This window comes from Variovorax sp. E3 (assembly GCF_016082275.1).
Classification (GTDB): Bacteria; Pseudomonadota; Gammaproteobacteria; order Burkholderiales; family Burkholderiaceae_C; genus Variovorax.
In genome coordinates this window covers 17,719-39,667 of sequence record NZ_MOWM01000058.1, presented here as the reverse complement: position 1 = coordinate 39,667, position 21,949 = coordinate 17,719, and the positions used below count along the sequence as shown (strand labels likewise).

Below are 21,949 nucleotides of genomic sequence, written 5' to 3'. Positions count from 1 at the left end.
CCCCGCCGCGCCGGCCGACCTGAAGGCGGGCTTCGTGAAGTCCGTGCGCGGCAACGTGCAGCTGCTCGCCGCATCGGGCACCACCCGCCCCGCCAGCCCCGGTGATGCGCTGGGCGCGGTCGACCGCATCGTCACCGGCCCCGACTCGTCGGCCGCCGTGGTGCTGCGCGACGACACGACGCTGGTGGTCGGCCCGTCGTCGCGGCTCGACCTGAAGGAATTCCATTTCGACGGCACCACGCACGAAGGCGGCATGCTGCTGTCGCTGCTGCGCGGCTCGATGCGCATGATCACGGGCCTGATCGGCAAGACCCATCCCGACGCGGTGCGCATCGAAACCCAGACGGCCACCATCGGCATCCGGGGCACCGACTTCATCGTGCAGGCGGACGGCCAGCCATGAAGCAAACCCGCCCCGCGTCTTCTTCCTCTTTCTCTCTTCCCACCCTTTTCCTGGCCGCGCTGACGGCCCTGCTGCTGGCCGCCTGCTCGACGCCGGGCACGCGGGTGGTGCTGCTGCCGCAGGCCGACGGCAGGCCCTCGGCCGTGGTGGTGCGCGCCAAGGACGGCGAGGAAGTCCTGTCCAAGCCCTACCAGCGCGCCACGGCGGCGGTGGGCGCCAGCGGCGCCCCGGTCATCGACCAGGCCGACGCGGCCAAGGTGCAGGCGGAAAACAAGCCGCTGTTCGACATGCGTCCGCCGCTGCCCAAGCGCTACACGGTGTATTTCGAGCTCGGCGGCACCACGCTGACGACGGCGTCGCAGCAGACCCTGTCCGAGGCGCTGGCCGAAGCGCTGGGGCGCAGCGGCGGCGACATCGTCGTCACCGGCCATACCGACACCAAGGGCACCATCGAGCAGAACGACCAGTTGTCGCGCCGGCGCGCCCAGGAAGTGGCGCAGCTGTTCGTGGAGCGCCAGTTCCCGGCGGCCCGCATCGAAGCCGTGGGCCGCGGCGAGCGCGAACTGGCGGTGCCGACCGCCGACGATGTGGACGAGCCGCGCAACCGGCGCGTCACCATCGAGGTCCGCTAGAAAACCCGCTCAGCTCAGGGTCACGCGCGCGAACTTGCGCTTGCCGACCTGCACCACGTAGCTGCCGGCGGGCAGCTTCAGGCCCTTGTCGCTGACCACGGCGGAGTCGATCCGCACGCCGCCGCCGTCGATCAGGCGGTTGCCCTCCGAGGTCGACGGTGCCAGGTTGGCCTGCTTGAGCACCTGGGCAATGCCCAGCGGCGCGCCGCTCAGCGCCACTTCGGGAATCTCGTCCGGCACGCCGCCCTTGCTGCGGTTGATGAAATCCTGCTCGGCCGTGTCGGCCGCCGCCGCGCTGTGGAAGCGCGTGGTGATTTCCTTGGCCAGCGCGACCTTGGCGTCCTTCGGGTTGCGGCCGCCTTCGATCTCGGCCTTCAGCGCCGCGATCTGCTCCAGCGACTGGAAGCTCAGCAGCGTGTACCAGCGCCACATCAGGTCGTCGGAAATCGACAGCACCTTGGCGAACATGGTGTTGGCGTCTTCGCTGATGCCGATGTAGTTGTTCTTGCTCTTGGACATCTTCTCGACGCCGTCGAGCCCTTCCAGCAGGGGCATAGTGAGTATGCACTGCGGCTCCTGGCCGTACTCTTGCTGGAGATGGCGGCCAACGAGCAGGTTGAACTTCTGGTCGGTGCCGCCCAGCTCGAGGTCGCTTTTCAGCGCGACCGAGTCGTAGCCCTGCATCAGCGGGTAGAGGAATTCGTGCACCGAGATCGACTGGCCGCTCTTGAAGCGCTTGTTGAAGTCGTCGCGCTCCATCATCCGGGCCACGGTGTACTTGGCGGCCAGCTGGATCATGCCGCGCGCGCCCAGGGGGTCGCTCCACTCGGAGTTGTAGCGGATCTCGGTCTTTTCGGGGTCCAGCACCAGGCTGGCCTGCTTGTAGTACGTCTGGGCGTTGGCCTCGATCTGTTCGCGGGTGAGCGGCGGGCGGGTGCTGTTGCGGCCCGAGGGGTCGCCGATGGTGGTGGTGAAGTCGCCGATCAGGAAGATCACCCGGTGCCCCAGGTCCTGGAGCTGGCGCATCTTGTTCAGCACCACGGTATGGCCGATGTGGATGTCCGGCGCGGTCGGGTCCAGGCCCAGCTTGATGCGCAGCGGCGTCCCGGTGGCTTCCGAGCGCTGGAGCTTGCGCACCCATTCGTCCTGCGGCAGCAGCTCGTCAGCGCCCCGGAGGGAGATTTCGAGCGCGCGTCCTACACTATTTGAGAGGGCTGTGGATGTAACAGATTCGGCGTTCATGGGCTTTTTTAGCTGACTTTTTGGAGGCCGAAGCTATACTCAGCCCGACTTTTCAAGCGCCGAATTCTAAGCGGCGCTTTTTTCCGCACCGTCTGCTGCCGCCCTGAACGTACTGGGCCTTGCAGCACGGATTTGCAGAACCTGAGCTGGAATTCAAGTTTGATCAACGGCATTCTTGCCGCCGAGGAGCTTCTCGCTTCCCGCGTGGCTTATACATTCCGGACCTACCCCAAGCAGATCACCGCGGTCATCGCGGCGGCCCTGCTGAGCGCCGGCACCCTCGCGGTGGCATCGCTCGGTCCCGACGCATCGGACCTTCCGGTCCACCAGATCCTCGAAGCGACGGCGGCGCCTGTTTCGTTCGCCGAACAGAGCCAGTCGCTCGAAAGCTTCAGCTTCACGCTGTTCCGCACCGACGTCACGCGTTCGAGCGACACGGCCGAGGCCCTGCTGAAGCGCCTGGGCATTTCCGACCCCGCGGCCACCGCCTTCGTGCGCGGCAACGTCGAGGCGCGCAACGCCCTGTTCGCACGTGCCGGCCGCACCGTGACGGCCGAAGCCACGCAGGAAAACCAGCTCCAGAAGCTCAGCGCCCGCTGGATTCCCGACAGCGACGGCGGCTTCAAGCGCTTCGTCATCGAACGCACGCCCACCGGCTTTGCCGGCGTGACCGAGCGCGATTCGCTCACGCCCGGCACGCGCCTGGCCAGCGGCACCATCCGCACCTCGCTGTTCGCGGCCACTGACGACTCGCGCATTCCCGACGCGGTGGCGAGCCAACTGGCCGACATCTTCGCGGGCGACGTCGACGTGCGCAACCTGCGCAAGGGCGACCGCTTCGCCGTGGTCTACGAGACCCTCGAAGCCGACGGGCAGGCGCTGCGCAGCGGCCGCGTGCTGTCGGCCGAGTTCGAGAACAACGGCAAGGTGCACCAGGCCGTCTGGTTCCAGCCCCCGGGCGCGGGCCAGAAGGGCAGCTACTACCGCCCGAACGGCGACAGCTGCGCAAGGCCTACCTGGCAACGCCGGTCGAGTTCTCGCGCGTGTCCAGCGGCTTCGCGATGCGCATGCACCCGATCCTGAACAGCTGGCGCCAGCACAACGGCATCGACTACGCGGCGCCCACGGGCACCTCGGTGCGCTCGGTCGGCGACGGCACGGTCGATTTCGCGGGCACGCAGAACGGCTACGGCAACATCGTCATCATCAATCACCGCAACAACCAGCAGACGGCGTATGCGCACCTGAGCCGCATCGACGTCAAGGCCGGCCAGAGCGTGAGCCAGGGCCAGACGGTCGGCGCGGTCGGCATGACCGGCTGGGCCACCGGCCCGCACCTGCACTTCGAATTCCGCGTGGGCGGGGTCTACCAGAACCCGGCATCTATCGCGCAGGAAGGCGGCGCACCGATCACCGCGGCCATGCGCCCGGCGTTCGAACGCATCGCCGTCGGTGCCCGCACCGAGCTGGCGGCGGCCTTCTCCGTCATCCAGGCCAGCGCGGACTGATCACGCGCGGCAGCGGCACCAGCGGCCCTTCTTTCTCGACCTGAGACCGGAATGGCCGCCGAACTTTTCATCGGCCTGATGTCGGGCACCTCGCTCGACGGCGTCGACGGCGTGCTCGCCGACTTTTCCGGCGGCCGCATCGCGGTGCGCGCCTACGCCACGGCCGAGTTTCCCGTGTCACTGCGCGCGGAGTTGCTGGCGCTCAACACCCCCGGCGACAACGAACTGCACCGCGCGGCGCTGGCCGGCAACGGGCTCGCCCGGGCGTATGCCGGCGTGGTCCACCAGCTGCTGGCGGACAGCGGCATCGGCGCCGGCGCAATCACCGCCATCGGCGCGCACGGGCAGACCGTGCGCCACCGGCCGCTCGAGTTCGACGAGGTCGGCTACACGCTGCAGATCAACAACCCCTCGCTGCTGGCCGAGCTGACCGGCATCGACGTGGTCGGCGACTTCCGCAGCCGCGACCTCGCGGCCGGCGGCCAAGGCGCGCCGCTGGTGCCGGCCTTTCACCGCGCGCTGTTCGCGCGCCCCGGCGAGATGGTCGCGGTGCTGAACATCGGCGGCATCTCGAACCTGAGCCTGCTGCCGGCCGCCAACGCGCCCGACGGCGCCATCGTGCGCGGCTTCGACTGCGGCCCCGGCAACGCACTGATGGACCACTGGTGCCAGACCTACCAGGCCAGCCCTTCGACCGCGACGGCCAGTGGGCCGCCAGCGGGCAGGTGCTGCCCGATTTGCTGGCGCAGTTGCTGGCCGACCCGTACTTCGCGAAGGCACCGCCGAAGAGCACGGGGCGCGACCTGTTCAACCCGACCTGGCTGGCGGCGCAGCTCGGCACCACGGCGATGGCGCCTGCCGACGTGCAGGCGACGCTGACCGAGCTGACCGCCAGCGCCTGCGCGGCGGACGTGAAGCGCTACGGAAAAGATAGCAAATTGCTGATCGTCTGCGGTGGCGGCGCGCTGAACGGCCACCTGCTCGACCGCCTGCGCGCACTGCTGCCCGGCGTGCATGTGGCGGCATCGAACGACCACGGCCTGCCGCCCCAGCAGGTCGAGGCAGCCGCCTTTGCGTGGCTGGCCCGCGCTACGGTGCGGCGCGAGCCCGGCAACCTCGCCAGCGTGACCGGCGCCCGTGGAGCGCGGGTGCTGGGCGCCATCTACCCCGCCTGAAAAGGGCCGATCTTCAGCCCTGCCCGGACACTTCCGGCTGCGCGGGGTGCGCCGCGCGCACCTCGGCCGGCAAGTGCCAGAAGATCATGGCCGAGGCCACGGTGATCAACCCCATGGTCGCGAACGTGGCCTGGAAGGCGTCGAGCGTGTGGGCCGCGGTCTCGGTGCCGAAGATGCCGTTGTAGCCCGCCAGCACGGCGCCCGCGGCCGCCACGCCCATGCTCATGGCCAGCATCTGCACCATCGACAGCAGGCTGTTGCCGCTGCTGGCCATGCTGCCGTCCAGGTCCTTCAGCGTGATGGTGTTCATTGCCGTGAACTGCAGCGAATTGACGGCACCGAAAGCCAGCAGCTGCAACAGGTGCAGCGCCATCGGCTGGCCCGGCGCCGTGAGGCCGAAGCTGGCCATGGTGCAGCCCACGAGGATGGTGTTGATCACCAGCACCCGGCGGTAGCCGTGGCGCGTGATCAGCGGCGTGGCGAAGCGCTTCATGGCCATGCCGGCCAGCGCGATCGGCAGCATCATCAGCCCGGCATGCACGGGCGAATAGCCCATCGACACCTGCAGCAGCAGCGGCACCAGGAACGGCATGCAGCTGCTGCCCAGGCGCGAGAACAGGTTGCCGATCAGCCCGATGCTGAGCGTCTGCACATGGAAGAGCGAGGGCGCGAACAGCGGCTCGGGCGTGCGCGAGGCGCGCAGCCAGTAGGCCGCGACGCTGGCGAAGCCGAAGATCAGCACGACCATCACCCCGCCCTGGCGCAAGCCCACGCCGTCGAGCGAGAGCGAAATCGCCACCATGCCGAAGGCCAGCAGCCCGTAGCCGACGCCGTCGAAGCGCTTTTGCACCACGCCCCGCAGGTCGGGCATGTACTTGAGCGTGGCGATGCAGCCGGCCAGCCCCACGGGCACGTTGATCAGGAAAATCCAGTGCCAGGAGGCGTACTGGACCAGCCACCCGCCCAGCGTGGGGCCCAGCAAGGGCCCTATGAGCCCCGGGATGGCCACGAAACTCATCGCCTGGAGGAACTCCCCACGCGGCACCGTGCGCAGCAGCGACAGCCGCCCCACGGGCAGCAGCAGCGCCCCGCCGAGCCCCTGCACCACGCGCGCGGCCACCAGTTGCCCCAGGCTGTGCGACAGCGCGCACAGCACCGAACCGAGCGCGAACAGCACGATGGCCGAGAAGAAGATGCGCCGCGTGCCGAAGCGGTCGGCAATCCAGCCCGAGGCCGGGATCAGCATCGCCATGGTGAGCGCGTAGGCCACCACCACCGACTGCATGCGCAGCGGGCTCTCGCCGAGGCTGGCCGCCATCGCCGGCAACGCCGTGTTGATGATGGTCGCGTCGAGCGTCTGCATGAAGAAGCCGACGGCGACGAGCCACAACAGGCTTTTGCGGGCGGGGCTGACGGCGGTTTCGGCCTCGGGAGTCATAAGCGGGGAAAAGAGGAGCGGGAACGAAAAAGCCGCCCGGAGGCGGCTTTTTGATGAGGCTGGGTCAGCAGCATCCGGGCATCAGGCCGAGAAGCTGGAGCCGCAGCCGCAGGTGCTGGTGGCGTTGGGGTTCTTGATCACGAACTGGGCGCCTTGCAGGTCTTCCTTGTAGTCGATCTCGGCGCCGACCAGGTACTGGTAGCTCATGGCGTCGATGAGAAGCGACACACCGTTCTTGGTCATGGTGGTGTCGTCTTCGTTGGTGATCTCGTCGAAGGTGAAGCCGTACTGGAAGCCGGAGCAACCGCCACCCTGCACGAACACGCGCAGCTTCAGGTCGGGGTTGCCTTCTTCGGCGATCAGGTCGGCCACCTTGGCGGCCGCGCTGTCGGTGAAGACGATCGGCTCGGGCATCTGGGTCTGGATGTTTTCGGCTACGGCGCTCATGGGGGAATAACTCCTTGGGGGCCGGACAAGCGGCCAATGGAACCAATGCTACTGCAATGCCGCATTTTCGGCAGGGGGACTGTGGCGTGTACCCCAACGCAAGTGGGGTTGGAGCGCCCAGCGCCAAGACGCTGCAAGCAAAAAGCCGCCCGAAGGCGGCTTTTTGTGTTCGCGGCGAACAGGATCAGCGCTTGCTGAACTGCTTGCGACGACGGGCGGAGTGCAGACCGACCTTCTTACGCTCGACTTCACGTGCGTCACGCGTCACGAAGCCGGCTTGGCTCAGGACGGGCTTCAGCGAAGCGTCGTAGTCGATCAGGGCACGGGTGATGCCGTGGCGCGTGGCGCCGGCTTGACCCGATTCGCCGCCACCGTTCACGTTGACCATCACGTCGAAAGCTTCGAGGTTGTTGGTCAGCGCCAGGGGTTGCTTGGCGATCATGATCGAGGTTTCGCGGCCGAAGAACGCTTGGATGTCCTTGCCGTTGACCGTGATCTTGCCGGTGCCTTTTTTCAGAAACACACGGGCGACGCTGGATTTGCGACGGCCGGTGCCATTGTTCCATTCACCAATCATTCTCAAGGCTCCTTACAGTTCCAGCACTTTGGGCTGTTGGGCGGTATGCGGGTGCTCAGCGCCACCGTACACCTTGAGTTTCTTGATCATCGCGTAACCGAGCGGGCCCTTGGGCAGCATGCCCTTGACAGCCTTTTCCAGCGCGCGGCCGGGGTGCTTGTTCTGCATGTCGCGGAAGTTCGTCGCCGTGATACCGCCCGGGTAGCCCGAGTGACGGTAGTACACCTTGTCGATCGACTTGGCGCGGTGACGCGCAGTTGCGCGGCGTTGATGATGACGATGAAGTCACCGGTATCGACGTGAGGCGTGTAAATGGCCTTGTGTTTGCCGCGCAAACGGAGAGCAACTTCGCTGGCTACTCGTCCGAGGACCTTGTCGGTCGCGTCAATCACAAACCACTCGTGCGTCACGTCAGCGGGCTTGGCGCTGAACGTTTTGGTCATGAGTTTTTCTCTTTGAAGAGGGTTTGGCGAGCCCTTTTCCACGGTCGGCGTTCCTCTGGTGGGAATCTCTTAGGTGGGTGACACCCGCGCCGCAGGGCGGATCGGGTTACTTCGCCGCGGGGCTACAAAACGCTGCGAAGCCCTCGATTATATGAAGAAATGGCCGATTGGCCAATTTCCGGCTTTCCAGGCCAGTTTCAGCGCTGGATGCGGACCAGTTCCAGGGTCTCGTTGCCGCCGGAGATGATGCCGCGCTGGTAGACCGCCTCGAAGCGCACGACGCGGCGCAACTCGGGGCTGAACCACGCGGCCCCGGTGAAACGGACGCTGCCGCTGGCCAGCGGCGCGCTCATGCTGGAGGGATAGATCCAGCCTTCGTACCCGATGCGCAAGGTCTTGAGTTCCACCCCGTCCACGCGCATCGAACGCTCTTCGCCCACCGCGGCGACAAGTTCATACCGCTGGTTTTCGCTGACGGCCATGAAGTCGGTCTGCCAGCGCATGCCCGGCAGCAGGTTGCCACGCGCCCAACCGCCGGGCGGCGAGGACGAGTCGAACAGGCCGCCGGCGGCCGATGTCACCGAAACCACCTGTCCGTCGGACTTTTCGACCTTGCCGCCCCCGTTGAAAACGATCTCGTCGCCGTTGACCCGATCCACCCGGTAGATCACCGTTGAGCGCTTGCCGGTCAGCTTGTCGGTGCGCACATATTCGAGGGCATCGCCGGCGCGCAGCGGTTCAGTCAGCGAAACGGCCGCGCCAGGCACCCGGCGCCCCGAAGCGCCGGGGTCGAGGGCCCGCGCCTCCAGCATCGCCTTGGCGCGTACCGGCAGTTCCGCCAGAAACTCGACCGGCATCGCGAAATTGAGGCTGCCGCCGTCGCGCGCCGCAAAGCTGGTGATGCCCAGCAGCCGCCCTTCGCTGTCGAACAACCCGCCGCCGCTCGATCCGGGCGAAATGGCCGCGGTGGTCTGCAACAGCCGCGCTTCCGACTCCGAACCAAGGCTGCCGCGCAGACCCGACAGGATGCCCTCGCTGAGCGTGTTCTCGAGTCCGCGCGGATTGCCGATGGCGTACACCCGCTGCCCCACGCGCGCGCTGCCCGCCGGCGCCAGCGCCACCGGCGGCGCCGTGAAGTTGGCCACCTTGATCTGGCACAGGTCGCGCGCCGGGTCCGGAAACTCCAGCGTGGCCCCGAAAGTGACGTTGTCCTGCTTGACGACGAAGCTGCTCGCCTTGGCCAGCACATGGCAGTTGGTCACGAGCCGGCCGGGCGCGATCACCACCGCGCTGCCGGCGCGCAGCGGGCGCTCCTGGGCATCGAAGGTGCGAACCGACCAGACGCTGCCCGACACCTTGGTGAACAGCACGTCCGGCTCCAGCGCCATCGCAGCGCTTGCGGCCATCGCCAGCCCCAACCCGAGGCACACCGGCACCGCGCGAAGCAGCGAAGTTTTCACACCGCGACCGCTCATGGCTTGCCCGGCAGCAAGCCGTTCAGGTCGTCCATCGAGACACGCGTTTCAGGCCTGGACTGCGGCGCCGGAGGAGGAGGGGAAGGAGAAGGCTGCACCGCAGCCTGGCTCGGCGGCGCAGCCTCGGGCGGCGGCACTGCCACCACCTTGACCGGTGGCGGCTCGGCGCCGGCACCACCGGCACCGGGCGCGGCGCCTCGGGGGGCTTCACCGCCACGGCCTTCGGCGCGGCGGCGATCTCGGTCGCGCCGATCTTGATGCCCGCCGTCGGGCCGTCGCCAGACTGCGCGCTGCGGTCGACATTGCGCACTTCGCCGAAAATAAGCTGGATCCAGCTCGGATAGTTGTAGCCCGCCGCCGTGCTGGCGTCGACCACCGCGCCGATCATGCCGCCGAGCAGGATGTTCCCCGCCATGCCCACGTTGGCACGCGACACGGCCTGTCCGTTGGCCGGCGCCAGGCCGGGCTGGCTGCATTCGATGTTGAGGTTGGCGCCCGAGCGCCGGATCGGCACAGTGTCGCCGGAGCGCATGACCGAGTCATTGCGGTCGTTGGTGATCAGGCACTTGGCGCCGTTGATCACCTTACCCTCCGCCGTCAGGGTCTCGATTTTCACGTTCTGCGTGGTGCCGTGCGTGACCGACGCGCAGCCCGTCAAAATAGACAAAACGCCCGCGCCCACGCACAGGCCCCAAAATCGCCATCCTGCTCCTCGCATCTGCGCCCTCTTTTTTGTAAATCGATGTTGCGGCGCGTAAGTCTAGCGTTCCATCTCTCACTCTTCAGGCACTATTTCTCATGTTCAGTTACCGCCACGCCTTCCATGCCGGCAACCACGCCGACGTGCTCAAGCACACGGTGCTGATTGCCACGCTCGACCATCTGCTCGAAAAAGATGCCGCCCTGACGGTCGTCGACACCCACGCCGGCGCCGGGCTGTACCGCCTCGACGGTGACTACGCCGGCACCAGCGGCGAAGCGGCGGAAGGCATCCTGCGCCTCTTGCCGGGCAAGAAAGAGCCCGCGACAGCACCGGCGGCACCCGCCACGCCGGCCTCCGCCGCCAAATCCACCGCCAAGCCCGCCGCGAAAAAGACGGCCCCGAAGGCCGAAGCCGAAGCCCCGCTGGCCGACGCCATCGCCCGCTACCTCGGCGTGATCGGCGACTTCAACCCCAAGGGCGGCGCGCGCGTCTACCCGGGCTCGCCGTTCATCATCCAGCACCTGCTGCGCGACCACGACAAGCTCAAGCTGTTCGAGCTGCACCCGACCGACTCGCGCACGCTGACCGCGAACATCGCGCAGCTCGAGGCCGGCCGCCAGATCGCCGTGCTGCTCGACGACGGCTTCAGCAGCGCCACCAAGTTCCTGCCGCCGCCCTCGCGCCGCGCGCTGGTGCTGATGGACCCGAGCTACGAAATGAAGACCGACTACGGCCGCGTGCTCGACTTCGCGGCCGAGGCGCTCAAGCGCTTTGCCACCGGCACCTACGCGGTCTGGTATCCGATCATTCCGCGCCCCGAGGCGCACGACCTGCCGCGCCGCCTCAAGACGATGGCGACCAAGGCCGGCAAGTCGTGGCTGCACGCCACGCTGACGGTCAAGTCGAGCAAGATCACGAAAGACGCCTCTTCGGGCGAAACCCAGCGTCCGGGTCTGCCGGCCAGCGGCATGTTCCTGATCAATCCGCCGTACACGCTGAAGCCGCTGCTCGCAGCGGCGCTGCCGCAACTGGTGGAGCGCCTGGGCCAGGACCGCAACGCGACGTTCTCGCTCGAGTCGGGCGGCTGACCCCTCGCCCAAGGCCGGGCGACTACCGGCGTTTGCGCGCCGGCACGACCGCCTTGCGGCGCGCGGGAACCGGCGCCCTGGCGCGCTGCTGGGGCTCCGCCTGCGCCACGGGCGCTTGCGCGTCCCCCGGCTCGACCGGCAAGCCGCCGCAGCGCATGCCGTCGCGGTCGACCACCGTCAGCGCCACCTGCTTGATGCCCAGGCCCGTGAGGCCGATGCGATCGGCCGCCGCGCGGCTCAGGTCGATCACGCGCCCTTGCGCATAGGGGCCGCGGTCGTTGATGCGCACCAGCACCTCGCTGCCGTTGACGAGGCTGCGCACGCACACGCGCGTGTTGAAAGGCAGGGTCTTGTGGGCCGCCGTCATGGCGGTCATGTCGAAGCGCTCGCCGCTGGCGGTCTTGCGCTGATGGAACTGGATGCCGTACCACGAGGCGCCGCCGCGCTCGAAGATCTCGCGCGGGCCGTCGTCGCCCGGCACGCCGTCGTCGGGTGCCAGTTCACCCGTGCCTGACACGGCGAGGTCATAGCGCACCGACGGCACGCTCGAGCGCGCCGCGCGCCCGGCGGCACCGCCAGCGCCTGCCGCAGGGGCTTCAGCTTGCCGCCGTCGGCATCGGTGGCCGGCGGCATGGCGCAGCCCACGAGGGCGCAGGTCGCGGCGACCAGGGCCACGCGGAGCCCCTGGCGCAGCGACCCCGCTGCTCTGGCCGCGCCCCCTCTCAATCGAGGCGCTCCAGCACAGCCAGCGTCGCCGCCGACTGGTTCATCGTGTAGAAGTGGATCGCCGGCGCGCCGCCCTCGGCCAGGCGCGCGCAAAGGTCGGTCACCACGTCCAGGCCGAAGGACTTGATCGATGCCGTGTCGTCGCCGAAGCCCTGCAGCCGCAGGCGGATCCAGCGCGGAATCTCGGCGCCGCAGGCATCCGAGAAGCGCATGAGCTGCGTCGAGCTGGTGATCGGCATGATGCCCGGCACGATGGGCGTGTCGATGCCCAGCTTGCGCACGTCGTCGACAAAGCGGAAGTACGCCTCGGGGCTGAAGAAGTACTGCGTGATCGCCGAATCGGCGCCCGCCTTCACCTTGGCCGCGAAGGCCTGCAGGTCGGCTTCGGGCGAGCGGGCCTGCGGATGGATCTCGGGGTAGCAGGCCACCTCGATGTGGAAGTCACGGCCGGTCTCTTCGCGGATGAACGCAACGAGGTCGCTCGCGTACAGGAATTCGCCGCCGATGCCGTAGCCGCTCGGCAGGTCGCCGCGCAGCGCCACGAGGCGCTTCACGCCCATGGCCTTCAGCTCGGCGAGCTGCTCGCGCACCGTGGCGCGTGTGGCGCCGATGCACGAGAAATGGCTGGCCGCGTCCACGCCCTCGGACAGGATCTCCTGCACCGCACCGAAGGTGCCCTGGTGCGTGGAGCCGCCCGCGCCATACGTGACCGAGCAGAACTGCGGCTTGCGCACATACAGCTGCTGGCGCACGGCGCGCAGCTTGACCGCGCCTTCGGGCGTCTTGGTCGGAAAGAATTCAAAACTCAGCGGAAGGCGCACCTGCGTCTCCTTAAGAACCGTTCGCGTGAACAGCGCGCACGGCGTGAATGAAAAACTCGCGGTTGCCGTCGCCGCCGGCGATCGGGCTGTCGAACCACTGCAGCACCTTCAGCTCGAGCGCCTCGCAGGCGTCGCGCAGGCGCTTCTCGACCACCGCATACATGGCCTCGTCGCGCACGATGCCGCCCTTGCCGACCTGGCCCGGCTGCAGTTCGAACTGCGGCTTGACCAGCATGAGCAGATGGCCGTCGTCGGCCAAGAATTCGACCACCGCCGGCAGCACCAGCGTGAGCGAGATGAACGACAGGTCGCCCACGATCAGCTCGAAGCGCGACTCGCCCTCTTCGCCGAGGTCGTCGGCCGACAGCGCGCGCGCATTGACGCCTTCGATGGGCACCACGCGCTCGTCCTCGCGCAGCTTCGCGTGCAGTTGGCCGTGGCCGACGTCGACGCCCACCACTTTCACGGCGCCGCGCTGCAACAGGCAATCGGTGAAGCCGCCGGTCGACTGGCCCACGTCGAGGCACAGCTTGCCGGCGGGGTCGATACCGCTTGCGGCCAGTGCGCCTTCGAGCTTGAGCCCGCCGCGCGACACATAGCGCGCCTCGGCCGCGTCGACCAGTTCGAGCTCGGCCGACTCGGGCACCTCGTCCTTGTTCTTCGCGACGTTGCGCCACGCGTCGCTCGTGCCCGCGTCGCGCCAGCGCATGCCGCCGGCAATGAGCCGCACGGCCTGCGAACGCGACGCGGCCAGGCCGCGCTCTACCAACAGTTGATCGGCGCGCATGCGCTGATCAATAACGGTACGTGTCCGGCTTGTAAGGGCCGTTCTTGCTCACGCCGATGTAGGCAGCCTGCGAGTCGGTCAGCTCGGTCAGCATGGCGCCGACCTTCTTCAGGTGCAGGCGCGCGACCTTTTCGTCCAGGTGCTTGGGCAGCACGTAGACCTTGCCGGCCTGGTAGGCGTCGGGCTTGGTGAACAGCTCGATCTGGGCGATGGTCTGGTTGGCGAACGACGACGACATCACGAAGCTCGGGTGGCCCGTGCCGCAGCCCAGGTTCACGAGGCGGCCCTTGGCCAGCAGGATGATCTTCTTGCCGTCCGGGAAGGTGATGTGGTCGACCTGCGGCTTGATTTCTTCCCACTCGTACTTCTCGATCGACGCAACGTCGATTTCGTTGTCGAAGTGGCCGATGTTGCAGACGATCGCCTGGTCCTTCATCTTGGCCATGGTGTCGTGCGTGATGACGTCCTTGTTGCCGGTGGTCGTCACGAAGATGTCGGCCTTGTCGGCGGCGTATTCCATCGTCACGACCTTGTAGCCTTCCATGGCGGCCTGCAGGGCGTTGATGGGGTCGATTTCGGTGACCCACACCTGTGCCGACAGCGCGCGCAGAGCCTGGGCCGAGCCCTTGCCCACGTCGCCGTAGCCGGCCACGCAAGCCACCTTGCCGGCGATCATCACGTCGGTGGCGCGCTTGATGCCGTCCACCAGCGATTCACGGCAGCCGTACAGGTTGTCGAACTTGCTCTTGGTGACCGAGTCGTTCACGTTGATGGCGCGGAACAGCAGCGTGCCCTTGGCCGACATTTCGTTCAGGCGGTGCACGCCGGTGGTCGTCTCTTCGGTCACGCCGATGATTTCGGCCGACTTGCGGGTGTACCAGGTGTCGTCCACGGCCAGCTTGGCCTTGATGGCGGCGAACAGGATGCGTTCTTCTTCGCTGGTCGGGTTGGCCAGCACGCCCAGGTCCTTCTCGGCGCGTTGGCCCAGGTGCATGAGCAGCGTGGCGTCGCCGCCGTCGTCCAGGATCATGTTCGGGCCTTCGCCCTTCGAGCCCTTGGGGCCGAAGTCGAAGATGGCGTGGGTGTAGTCCCAGTAGTCCTTCAGCGACTCGCCCTTGATGGCGAACACCGGCGTGCCCTTTTCGGCGATGGCGGCGGCGGCGTGGTCCTGCGTCGAGAAGATGTTGCACGAGGCCCAGCGCACTTCGGCGCCCAGGGCTTGCAGCGTCTCGATCAGCACGGCCGTCTGGATGGTCATGTGCAGCGAGCCCGTGATGCGCGCGCCCTTGAGCGCCTGGCCCTTGGAGAACTCTTCACGAATGGCCATCAGGCCGGGCATTTCGGTTTCCGCGATGCGGATTTCCTTGCGGCCCCAGGCGGCAAGGGACAGGTCGGCAATCGCCTGGTCGGCGGTCGAAACGGGGGTGGGCTTGAGAACAGCGCTCATGAGAACTCCAACAAAACTGGTTTGAAAGATGCCACTGCGTACGGGGAAAAACTCACCGCGAGAACAGCGGGTGAGCGTGGTTGCGATGTGGTCCGAGCCTCACGCCTGATGGCGCTGCAACGCTCCTCGGAACGGGGCATTGTAGACGGGGCGGGAGGCCGAGCCAACACGGGGGCTTTGTGTCCGCTTCGGTCGGCTTCGGCTGACATTTGCCAGCCTCAGCGTTGAAGACACCTCTTTTTACGATTGACACAGGTCCGGTTCAGCCGCCAGCCGGCGCGCTGCCGGGCCTCATCGAACAAAGAAGAGGGCTCAACATGAAGATGACGAGATATCTCGGTGCTTGTGGACTGGCCGCCTTGCTGGCGGCTTGCGGGGTGGGGGCGAGCGGCGGCGGCGCGGGTGGCGGACTGCCGCTGGCGGGGCTGAACGCCGGGCCGCAGGCACAGGCGGCGGCGGCGCCTGACGCGGCGGCCGAACCGGCGTCCGCGCAGTTCGCCCGGAGCAAGGCCGCGTTGCCGGGCGCCGATCCGCGCAGCGGCACCTACCGCGTCTACGCGGCCAACGGCACGCAGCAGCAACTGGCGCTGGACTTCGACGCCGGCAGCTACACCATGACCGACAACCTCGGCGCGGCCGAGTCCGGCACCTTCGCCGAGGACATCACCGAACCGGGCACCTACGTCTTCGCCAGCAGCCGCATCACCACGGCCGCCAACACGTCGCGCTTTCGCGTGACGACGGACACGGTCGTCGGTGCGTTCCCGTTCCAGACGGCGTATTCGAGCCCCGCGGTCTACGCGCCGCAGCCCTTCGTGGCGGCGCGCGACTTCGTCACCACGGCGGCGGCGCTGGACGGCACCTACAACCGCTTCAGCGTCACGCGCAGCCCCGGCAACGCGCAGGACTCTTTGATTCTGGCCATGCGCCTGTCGGGCAGCGGCACCGTGCTCGAGCTGTGCAACAGCGCCGTGATCTACCGGATCGACCTGTGCCCCACGGCCTCCAAGCTCACCTACGCGGTGACGCCGGGCACCGACAGCGCCTGGGTGGCCACCAACGTGGCCAACGGCGACGTCGCGAGCTTCCGCGTCGCGCGCATCGGCGGCCAGAACGTCTACCTGGCCGGCGGCGCCAACACCGCGCCGGCGATGCAGTTCATGCGCATCGGCCTGCCGGAATCGACGAACTGGCCCACCACCCGCGGCGTCGGTGGCGCAACCACGGGCAGCTGGGGCAGCAACCTGATCGACACCGCGAACTCGGTGCGCACGAGCACCGCCCCTGACGGCACCTACGGCAGCCTGACGATGCCGGTGAGCGGCACGCTCCCGCTGCAGCCCGACGGCATCCGGGGCGTCAACCTCAGCGGCAGCAGCAAGTACTTCGCGATGCAGGGCGGCGCGCTCTCGGTGCTGGTCGGTGCGCGCAATCCGAACACGCAGGGCTATCTGCAGCTCAACCTGATCGACACCGGCGCGGCGCCCGATGCGCGCAACGGCCGCTACAAGGTCTACGCGAGCAACGGCACGCGGCAGTCGCTGGGGCTGAACCTGGACACCAAGCGCTACGAGATGACCGACGAGACCGGCACGGTCGCCGCCGGCAGCTTCGCCGAGGACGTGGCGGAGCCCGGCAGCTTCGTCTTCGACAGCAGCCGCATCACGAGCCCGGTGAACACGGCGCGCTTCCGTCTCGCGACGGACACGGTGGTCGGGTCGTTCCCGTTCGCCCTCGCGCATGTCACGCCGGTGAGCTACGACGTACGGCCTTTCGTGGCGTCCCGCGCGCTGGTGAAGGCGCAAGCCAGCCTCGACGGTACCTACAACCGGCTGGGCATCAACCTGACGGCCACCACCGCTGACTCGACGATCGCGCAGTTCCAGGTTGCCAACGGCGGCACCGTGCTCTACCTGTGCAACGACAGCGGGGTCTACAGCATCGGCAACTGCCCGGCGGCCTCGGTGCGGACCTACACCGTCTCGGCCGGCGCGAGCGTCGACACCTGGCAGATCGTGAACGTGGCCAACCCGTCGGACATCGGCAGCTTCGCCATTGCGCGCATCGGCGGCGAGAACGTGTACCTGTCGGCCGGCATCGTGTCCTCGACGCCCACGATGTCGTTGTTCCGCATCGGCCTGCCGGAGCGCGCGGCCTGGCCCACGGTCACCGCGCGCGGCGGCGCCACCAACGGCGGCTGGGGCAGCACGGCCATCGGCGCATCGACCTATGCGCAGACCCGGGTGCTGCCCGACGGCACGGCCGGCATGCTGAACGCGTCGCTGGCATCCCTGGGCGCCGCTGGCCCGCTGAACATGCGCCTGGTGACGTTCCCCAACGCGACCATCCAGTTCACGAGCCAGAGCAGCAAGATGTTCGCGATGGTCGGTTCGCGCAACCCGGCCACCGCCGGCGCACTCGAGATCGGCCTGATCGACTGACGCGCTGACGCACTGTCCAGCGCCGTCCCGCAGGGGCCGCATGCCGCCACCGCGCGCCATGCGGCCCTTGCTCATTCACACCTAAGACAGCCGCCTGCACGTTCGGCCGGCGCGACGTACATTGGCCGCCCCCTCCTTGCGAAAGCCTCCATGCCGACTCTTCCGTCCCACGCTCCCCGGGCACTGCTTGCCGCCGCCGCCCTCTGCCTGAGCGCCGCCGCGCTGCCGACCGCCGCATCCGCCCAGCCGGCGCCCGACGCCGTGCGCATCCGCGGCACCATCGTGCGCGTCGATGCGCAGACGCTGGTGGTGCAGGACCGAGGCGGCGAAGTCGTCTCGCTCGCGCGGCCCGCCGACATGCCGGTGTCGGAGGTCTACCGCATCAAGCTGTCCGACATCAAGCGCGGCAGCTTCATCGGCACCGCCGCCCTGCCGCAGCCCGACGGCACGCAGAAGGCCATCGAAGTGGTGGTGTTCCCCGAGGCCGCGCGCGGCACCGGCGAAGGCCATCGCCCGTGGGACCTGCTGCCCGACAGCACCATGACCAACGCCACCGTCGCCGACCTGGTGGCGGCGCCGAAGTCGGTGCGCGGCGGCCAGCAGATGCGGCTGACCTACAAGGGCGGCGAGAAGACCGTGATCGTGCCGCCGGGCGCGCCGGTAGTCACCTTCCGCCCCGGCACCGACGCCCTGCTGGTGCCCGGCGCCAGGGTGATGATCAGCGCGCAGGAAAAGAACGGCACGCCCACGGCACTGCGCGTGACCGCGGGCCGCGACGGCTTCGCGCCGCCGATGTAATCCATCGGTACGCGCGCGGGAACCCGAGGCAGATCCAAGGGAAATCCCGCAGGCCTTTTTTTCGCGGCGGCAACCTCCGGCGTGCCGGTGCGGCGTATCGTGGCGAGGGACTTTTGCCGTCCGGCCGGTCCTTGCCATCCACCCGTTCACCGTCACAGGAGATCCCGCACCATGGCCACTGCCAAGAAAGCCGCCGCCAAGAAGACCACCGCCAGCAGCAGCACTGCCGGCGCGCACAAGGCGGCGCCGACTGCCGCGGACATGCTCAATCCGCTGAAGGGCATGGCCGACCGGCTGCAGAACCTCAACCTGACCGGCGGCGCCGGCAAGCTGCTGGAAAGCGGCCGCAAGGACCTGGCGGCGCTGATGCAGGCCAACGAAAAGTCCTACCAGGGCCTGCAGACCGTGGTGCAGCGGCAGACCGAGATGATCAAGCACGCCATCACCGAATGGCAGACCGCCGCCAAGGAGATGCCGGGCAAGGACCCGAAGGAAAACCTCGCCAGGCTCGACGAGCTGGGCCGCCAGTCGTTCCAGCGCGCCATCGACGACATCAAGGAGCTGGCCAACCTCGCCGCCAAGTCACAGGCCGACGCCTTCGACGTTGTGCGCCAGCGCATCCAGTCCAACGTGGACGAAGTCACGAAGCTGCTGCAGCGCAAGTAAGCCGGACGCGCCCATGACCGCCGCCCCGCAACCCGTCGAGCGGCGCACGCTCGCCAACGGCGTCCAACTGGCCTGGGACAGCTTCGGCGACCCGGACGCGCCGCCGTTGCTGCTCATCATGGGCCTGGGCGCCCAGATGGTGGCGTGGGACGAGGCCTTCTGCGCCCGCCTTGCGCAGGCGGGCGGCCACCGCGTGATCCGCTTCGACAACCGCGACATCGGCCACTCCACGTACCTGACGCACCTGGGCGTGCCCGACATCCAGACGCTGATGGTGCAGGCCATGGCCGGCCAGCCGCTGCAGGCGCCCTACACGCTGCGCGACATGGCCGCCGACTGCATCGGCCTGCTCGACGCGATCGGCATCGAGCGAGCCACATCGTCGGCGCGTCGATGGGCGGCGCCATCGGGCAGGAGCTGGCCGTGCACCATCCGCAGCGGATGCGCTCGTTCACCAGCATCATGTCGACCACCGGCAACCCGACGCTGCCGCCGCCCACGCCGGAAGCGATGGCGGTGCTGTTCTCGCCCACGCCGACCACGTTCGACGCCTACATGGCGCACCACGCGAAGGTGTGGCGCGTGCTGCGCGGCCCCGGGGCCTTTCCGCTCGACGAGGCGCGCGACGCCGACGCGCGCAACTGACCTTCCTGCGCGGGCTCAACCCGGCCGGCGTGGCGCGCCAGCTCGCGGCCGTCCTGGCGTCGGGCAACCGCAAGCCCGCGCTGCGCGACGTGCGCGTGCCGACGCTGGTGATCCACGGCGACGCCGACCCGCTGGTGCCGGTGGCCTGCGGCGTCGACGTGGCCGACGCGATTCCGGGCGCCTCGCTGCTGCGCATTCCGCGCATGGGCCATGCGCTGCCGATCACGATGTGGCCGCAGCTCATCGAGGCCATCGCCGCGCACACGGCCCGTCACCACGACCACTGACACGGACGACCGTCACCAGGGAGCACCCGGATGAACAAGTTCTCCCCGCTCGACCCCATGGCCATGTGGCGCGAGCTCACGGCCCAGTGGGAAAAGAGCACCAACGAATTCGCCAACGAGACCATGTCCTCGGACCCGTTCCGACAGGGCATGCACGGCGGCATGAACGCCTCGCTGGGCGCACAGAAGGCGCTGGGCGATCTGATGGCGCGCTACCTCACGATGCTGAACCTGCCGACGCGCGCCGACATCCAGGCGCTGGGCGAACAGCTGCAGCGCATCGACGAGCACCTGGCGCGCATTGCCCGCGCGACCGAAGGGGGAGGCACAGCGCAAGCCCCGGCGGCGGACGCACCGCCCAGGCCGCGCCGCACGCGGCAGCCGCCGGCACCGCAGCCCGCGCCCGCCGCGGCAGCGACCAAGGCGGCAGCGACCAAAGCGGCGGCAGCAAAGCGCAAGCCGGCAAGGCGCGCCCCATGAACGCCACCGCCGACGCACTCGCGCTGCCCGACATCGGCGCCGAGATCGAGCGCGCGATCCAGCGCAACCTCAAGGGCCTGGAGTTCCTGACCTCGGCCGCGCCCGCCGTCGGCCAGACGCCGAAGGACGAGATCCACCGGCGCGGCACGCTGAGCCTGTATCACTACCGCCCGCTGGTCGACGAGCTCTACCGCGTGCCGATGCTCATGGTCATGGCCACCACCAACCGCGCCTACATCTTCGATCTCGCGCCGGGCCAGAGCATGGTCGAGTATTTGCTGCTGAAGGGCTACGACGTCTACGTGATGGACTGGAACGCGCCGCGCGCCGACGAGAAGCGCCTGCGCATCGAGGACTACGTGCTCGACTTCATTCCCGACTCGGTGCGCCGCGTGCAGGAAGACTCGGGCGAGGAAGACGTCACCATCGCCGGCTACTGCATGGGCGGCGTGCTCTCCACCCTGTATGCGGCGCTGCACCCCGGCGGGCCGATGAAGAACCTCGCGCTCTTCACCACGCCCATCGACTTCAGCCGCATGAAGCTGTTCCATGCGTGGTCGGACCGCCGCTACTTCGACGTCGACCGGCTGATCGACACCGTGGGCAACGTGCCGCCCGAGATGCTGTTCGCCTCCTTCGACATGCTGCGCCCCGCGGGCCGCGGCGCGGGCGTGGTGCAGCTGTGGGACAACATGGACAACGACGAGTTCGTCAAGTCGTACCGCATGTTCGACCGCTGGGGCGCCGAGATGCTGCCGCTGGCCGGGGAGTACTTCCGCCAGACCGTCAAGGAGCTCATGTGGGACAACAAGCTCCACAAGGGCGAGCTGGTGCTGGGCGGGCGCAAGGTGCAGCTGAAGAACATCCGGGTGCCCGTGCTGCACGCGCTCGCGCAGCACGACCACATCGTGCCGTACGAGGCGGGGCAGCCGCTCATCGCCGGCATCGGCTCGGCCGACAAGGAAGAGGTGGTGCTCAAGGGCGGCCACGTCAGCCTGGCGGCCGGCCCCAACGCGGTCCGCAGGCTGTGGCCCAAACTCGACGACTGGCTGGGAGTGCGATCGACATGACCATGACATCCCATTCTTCCTCGCGCGCCTACCCGCGCACCGTGGCCAACGCGCAGGGCGACATCGCGCTGCGCCTCATGACCGCCGACGACGCCGAGGCCGTGCTCGACTTCGCGCGCGCCCTGCCCGCGCACGACCTGCTCTTCCTGCCGCGCGACATCACCCAGCCCCGCGTGATGGACGCGTGGGTGCGCGCCATCGAGCGCGGCGACATCGACAGCGTGCTCGCGGTGCGCGGCGGCATCGTGCTGGGCTGCGCGGCGGTGATCCGCGATCCGCATTCGTGGTCGGGCCACGTGGCCGAGCTGCGCGTGCTGGCCGCGCCCGCGCTGCGCGGCAGCGGCCTGGGTCAGCAACTGGCGCGCGAGGCCTGCGCGCTGGCCATCGAGCGCGGGCACGACAAGCTGGTGGCCCAGATGACGGTCGACCAGCGCGGCGCCATCGCCGTGTTCCAGGCCCTGGGCTTCCGGCCCGAGGCGCTGCTGGGCAAGCACGTGCGCGACCAGAAGGGCCAGGCGCACGACCTCGTGGTGCTGAGCCACGACGTGGCGCAGTTCGAGGCCCAGATGCGGGCCTACGGCATGACCGAGGCGCTGGGCGCCTGACACCGCCGCCGGGGCTGCTTTAAGCCGGGCCGGCGGGCGGGAACT

Annotated in this window: 21 protein-coding genes, 3 pseudogenes and 1 riboswitch; of the genes and pseudogenes, 13 read left to right on the top strand and 11 right to left on the bottom strand. The window is 68.4% G+C overall.

Going from position 1 to position 21,949, the window contains the following annotated elements:
• On the top strand, positions 1–403 hold a 403-nt coding region (locus BMG07_RS20500; RefSeq protein ID WP_198086095.1), incomplete at its 5' end, for a FecR domain-containing protein.
• Complete coding sequence (locus BMG07_RS20495) at positions 400–1,035, top strand: OmpA family protein (RefSeq protein ID WP_198086094.1); 636 nt, start codon at positions 400–402, stop codon at positions 1,033–1,035. The genes BMG07_RS20500 and BMG07_RS20495, both read left to right, overlap by 4 nt.
• 9 nt (positions 1,036–1,044) lie before the next feature.
• Here the strand turns inward: BMG07_RS20495 and tyrS are convergent, their stop codons facing one another.
• On the bottom strand, positions 1,045–2,277 hold the full coding sequence (tyrS, locus tag BMG07_RS20490; RefSeq protein WP_198086093.1) for a tyrosine--tRNA ligase: 1,233 nt from the start codon (positions 2,275–2,277) through the stop codon (positions 1,045–1,047).
• Positions 2,278–2,436: 159 nt separating this feature from the next.
• Between tyrS and BMG07_RS20485 the strand changes: the two are divergent.
• Both BMG07_RS20485 and BMG07_RS20480 read left to right on the top strand, forming a co-directional pair.
• A pseudogene (locus BMG07_RS20485) lies at positions 2,437–3,785 on the top strand (peptidoglycan DD-metalloendopeptidase family protein).
• Between the two features lie 51 nt (positions 3,786–3,836).
• Positions 3,837–4,960, top strand: a pseudogene (locus BMG07_RS20480) (anhydro-N-acetylmuramic acid kinase).
• A 13-nt stretch (positions 4,961–4,973) separates the two neighbouring features.
• Here the strand turns inward: BMG07_RS20480 and mdtD are convergent.
• The 6 genes and pseudogenes from mdtD to BMG07_RS20450 form a co-directional block, all read right to left on the bottom strand.
• Entirely contained in the window at positions 4,974–6,398 is a 1,425-nt protein-coding gene (mdtD, locus tag BMG07_RS20475; protein ID WP_198086092.1) for a multidrug transporter subunit MdtD, read from the bottom strand.
• Between the two features lie 81 nt (positions 6,399–6,479).
• Complete coding sequence (gene erpA / locus BMG07_RS20470) at positions 6,480–6,845, bottom strand: iron-sulfur cluster insertion protein ErpA (RefSeq protein ID WP_007827949.1); 366 nt, start codon at positions 6,843–6,845, stop codon at positions 6,480–6,482.
• Between the two features lie 184 nt (positions 6,846–7,029).
• On the bottom strand, positions 7,030–7,422 hold the full coding sequence (gene rpsI, locus BMG07_RS20465) for a 30S ribosomal protein S9 (protein ID WP_062479216.1): 393 nt from the start codon (positions 7,420–7,422) through the stop codon (positions 7,030–7,032).
• Positions 7,423–7,434: 12 nt separating this feature from the next.
• Positions 7,435–7,865, bottom strand: a pseudogene (rplM, locus tag BMG07_RS20460) (50S ribosomal protein L13).
• 197 nt (positions 7,866–8,062) lie between these two features.
• Positions 8,063–9,325: a S1C family serine protease gene (locus BMG07_RS20455; RefSeq protein ID WP_198086091.1), complete on the bottom strand. Its 1,263-nt coding sequence runs from the start codon at positions 9,323–9,325 to the stop codon at positions 8,063–8,065.
• 37 nt (positions 9,326–9,362) lie between these two features.
• A complete protein-coding gene (locus BMG07_RS20450) occupies positions 9,363–10,022 on the bottom strand; it encodes a hypothetical protein (protein WP_198086090.1) in 660 nt (219 codons plus the stop codon).
• Between the two features lie 116 nt (positions 10,023–10,138).
• On the opposite strand from BMG07_RS20450, the gene BMG07_RS20445 reads away from it, so the two are divergent.
• On the top strand, positions 10,139–11,131 hold the full coding sequence (locus BMG07_RS20445) for a 23S rRNA (adenine(2030)-N(6))-methyltransferase RlmJ (RefSeq protein WP_198086089.1): 993 nt from the start codon (positions 10,139–10,141) through the stop codon (positions 11,129–11,131).
• Positions 11,132–11,153: 22 nt separating this feature from the next.
• On the opposite strand, the gene BMG07_RS20440 is transcribed toward BMG07_RS20445, so the two are convergent.
• The 4 genes from BMG07_RS20440 to ahcY form a co-directional block, all read right to left on the bottom strand.
• Positions 11,154–11,666 carry a septal ring lytic transglycosylase RlpA family protein gene (locus BMG07_RS20440; protein ID WP_374221302.1) on the bottom strand — a complete coding sequence of 171 codons (513 nt, stop codon included), beginning with the start codon at positions 11,664–11,666 and terminating at the stop codon, positions 11,154–11,156.
• A 187-nt stretch (positions 11,667–11,853) separates the two neighbouring features.
• Complete coding sequence (metF, locus tag BMG07_RS20435; RefSeq protein WP_198086088.1) at positions 11,854–12,678, bottom strand: methylenetetrahydrofolate reductase [NAD(P)H]; 825 nt, start codon at positions 12,676–12,678, stop codon at positions 11,854–11,856.
• A gap of 10 nt (positions 12,679–12,688) precedes the next feature.
• Positions 12,689–13,465, bottom strand: a complete 777-nt coding sequence (locus BMG07_RS20430; RefSeq protein ID WP_198086087.1) for a TlyA family RNA methyltransferase — start codon at positions 13,463–13,465, stop codon at positions 12,689–12,691.
• 7 nt (positions 13,466–13,472) lie between these two features.
• On the bottom strand, positions 13,473–14,912 hold the full coding sequence (gene ahcY / locus BMG07_RS20425; protein ID WP_198086086.1) for an adenosylhomocysteinase: 1,440 nt from the start codon (positions 14,910–14,912) through the stop codon (positions 13,473–13,475).
• A gap of 65 nt (positions 14,913–14,977) precedes the next feature.
• A riboswitch (S-adenosyl-L-homocysteine riboswitch) is annotated at positions 14,978–15,046 on the bottom strand.
• Positions 15,047–15,229: 183 nt separating this feature from the next.
• On the opposite strand from ahcY, the gene BMG07_RS20420 reads away from it, so the two are divergent.
• The 8 genes from BMG07_RS20420 to BMG07_RS20385 all read left to right on the top strand — a co-directional run bounded on the left by BMG07_RS20420 (position 15,230) and on the right by BMG07_RS20385 (position 21,904).
• Positions 15,230–17,353, top strand: a complete 2,124-nt coding sequence (locus BMG07_RS20420; protein WP_198086085.1) for a hypothetical protein — start codon at positions 15,230–15,232, stop codon at positions 17,351–17,353.
• 150 nt (positions 17,354–17,503) lie between these two features.
• On the top strand, positions 17,504–18,151 hold the full coding sequence (locus BMG07_RS20415) for a hypothetical protein (RefSeq protein ID WP_198086084.1): 648 nt from the start codon (positions 17,504–17,506) through the stop codon (positions 18,149–18,151).
• 171 nt (positions 18,152–18,322) lie between these two features.
• Positions 18,323–18,817: a TIGR01841 family phasin gene (gene phaP, locus BMG07_RS20410; protein WP_198086083.1), complete on the top strand. Its 495-nt coding sequence runs from the start codon at positions 18,323–18,325 to the stop codon at positions 18,815–18,817.
• Between the two features lie 393 nt (positions 18,818–19,210).
• Entirely contained in the window at positions 19,211–19,462 is a 252-nt protein-coding gene (locus BMG07_RS44965) for a hypothetical protein (protein ID WP_374221301.1), read from the top strand.
• Between the two features lie 29 nt (positions 19,463–19,491).
• Entirely contained in the window at positions 19,492–19,749 is a 258-nt protein-coding gene (locus BMG07_RS20400; RefSeq protein ID WP_198086081.1) for an alpha/beta fold hydrolase, read from the top strand.
• A gap of 30 nt (positions 19,750–19,779) precedes the next feature.
• Positions 19,780–20,229 (top strand): hypothetical protein, encoded by a 450-nt coding sequence (locus tag BMG07_RS20395; protein ID WP_198086080.1) that lies wholly within the window; start codon positions 19,780–19,782, stop codon positions 20,227–20,229.
• Positions 20,226–21,299, top strand: a complete 1,074-nt coding sequence (locus BMG07_RS20390; protein WP_198086079.1) for an alpha/beta fold hydrolase — start codon at positions 20,226–20,228, stop codon at positions 21,297–21,299. Before BMG07_RS20395 ends, BMG07_RS20390 begins: the two co-directional genes overlap by 4 nt.
• The gene (locus BMG07_RS20385) at positions 21,296–21,904 is read left to right on the top strand and encodes a GNAT family N-acetyltransferase (protein WP_269759207.1); all 609 of its coding nucleotides are present in this window, start codon (positions 21,296–21,298) and stop codon (positions 21,902–21,904) included. Before BMG07_RS20390 ends, BMG07_RS20385 begins: the two co-directional genes overlap by 4 nt.
• The last annotated feature ends 45 nt before the right edge of the window (positions 21,905–21,949 follow it).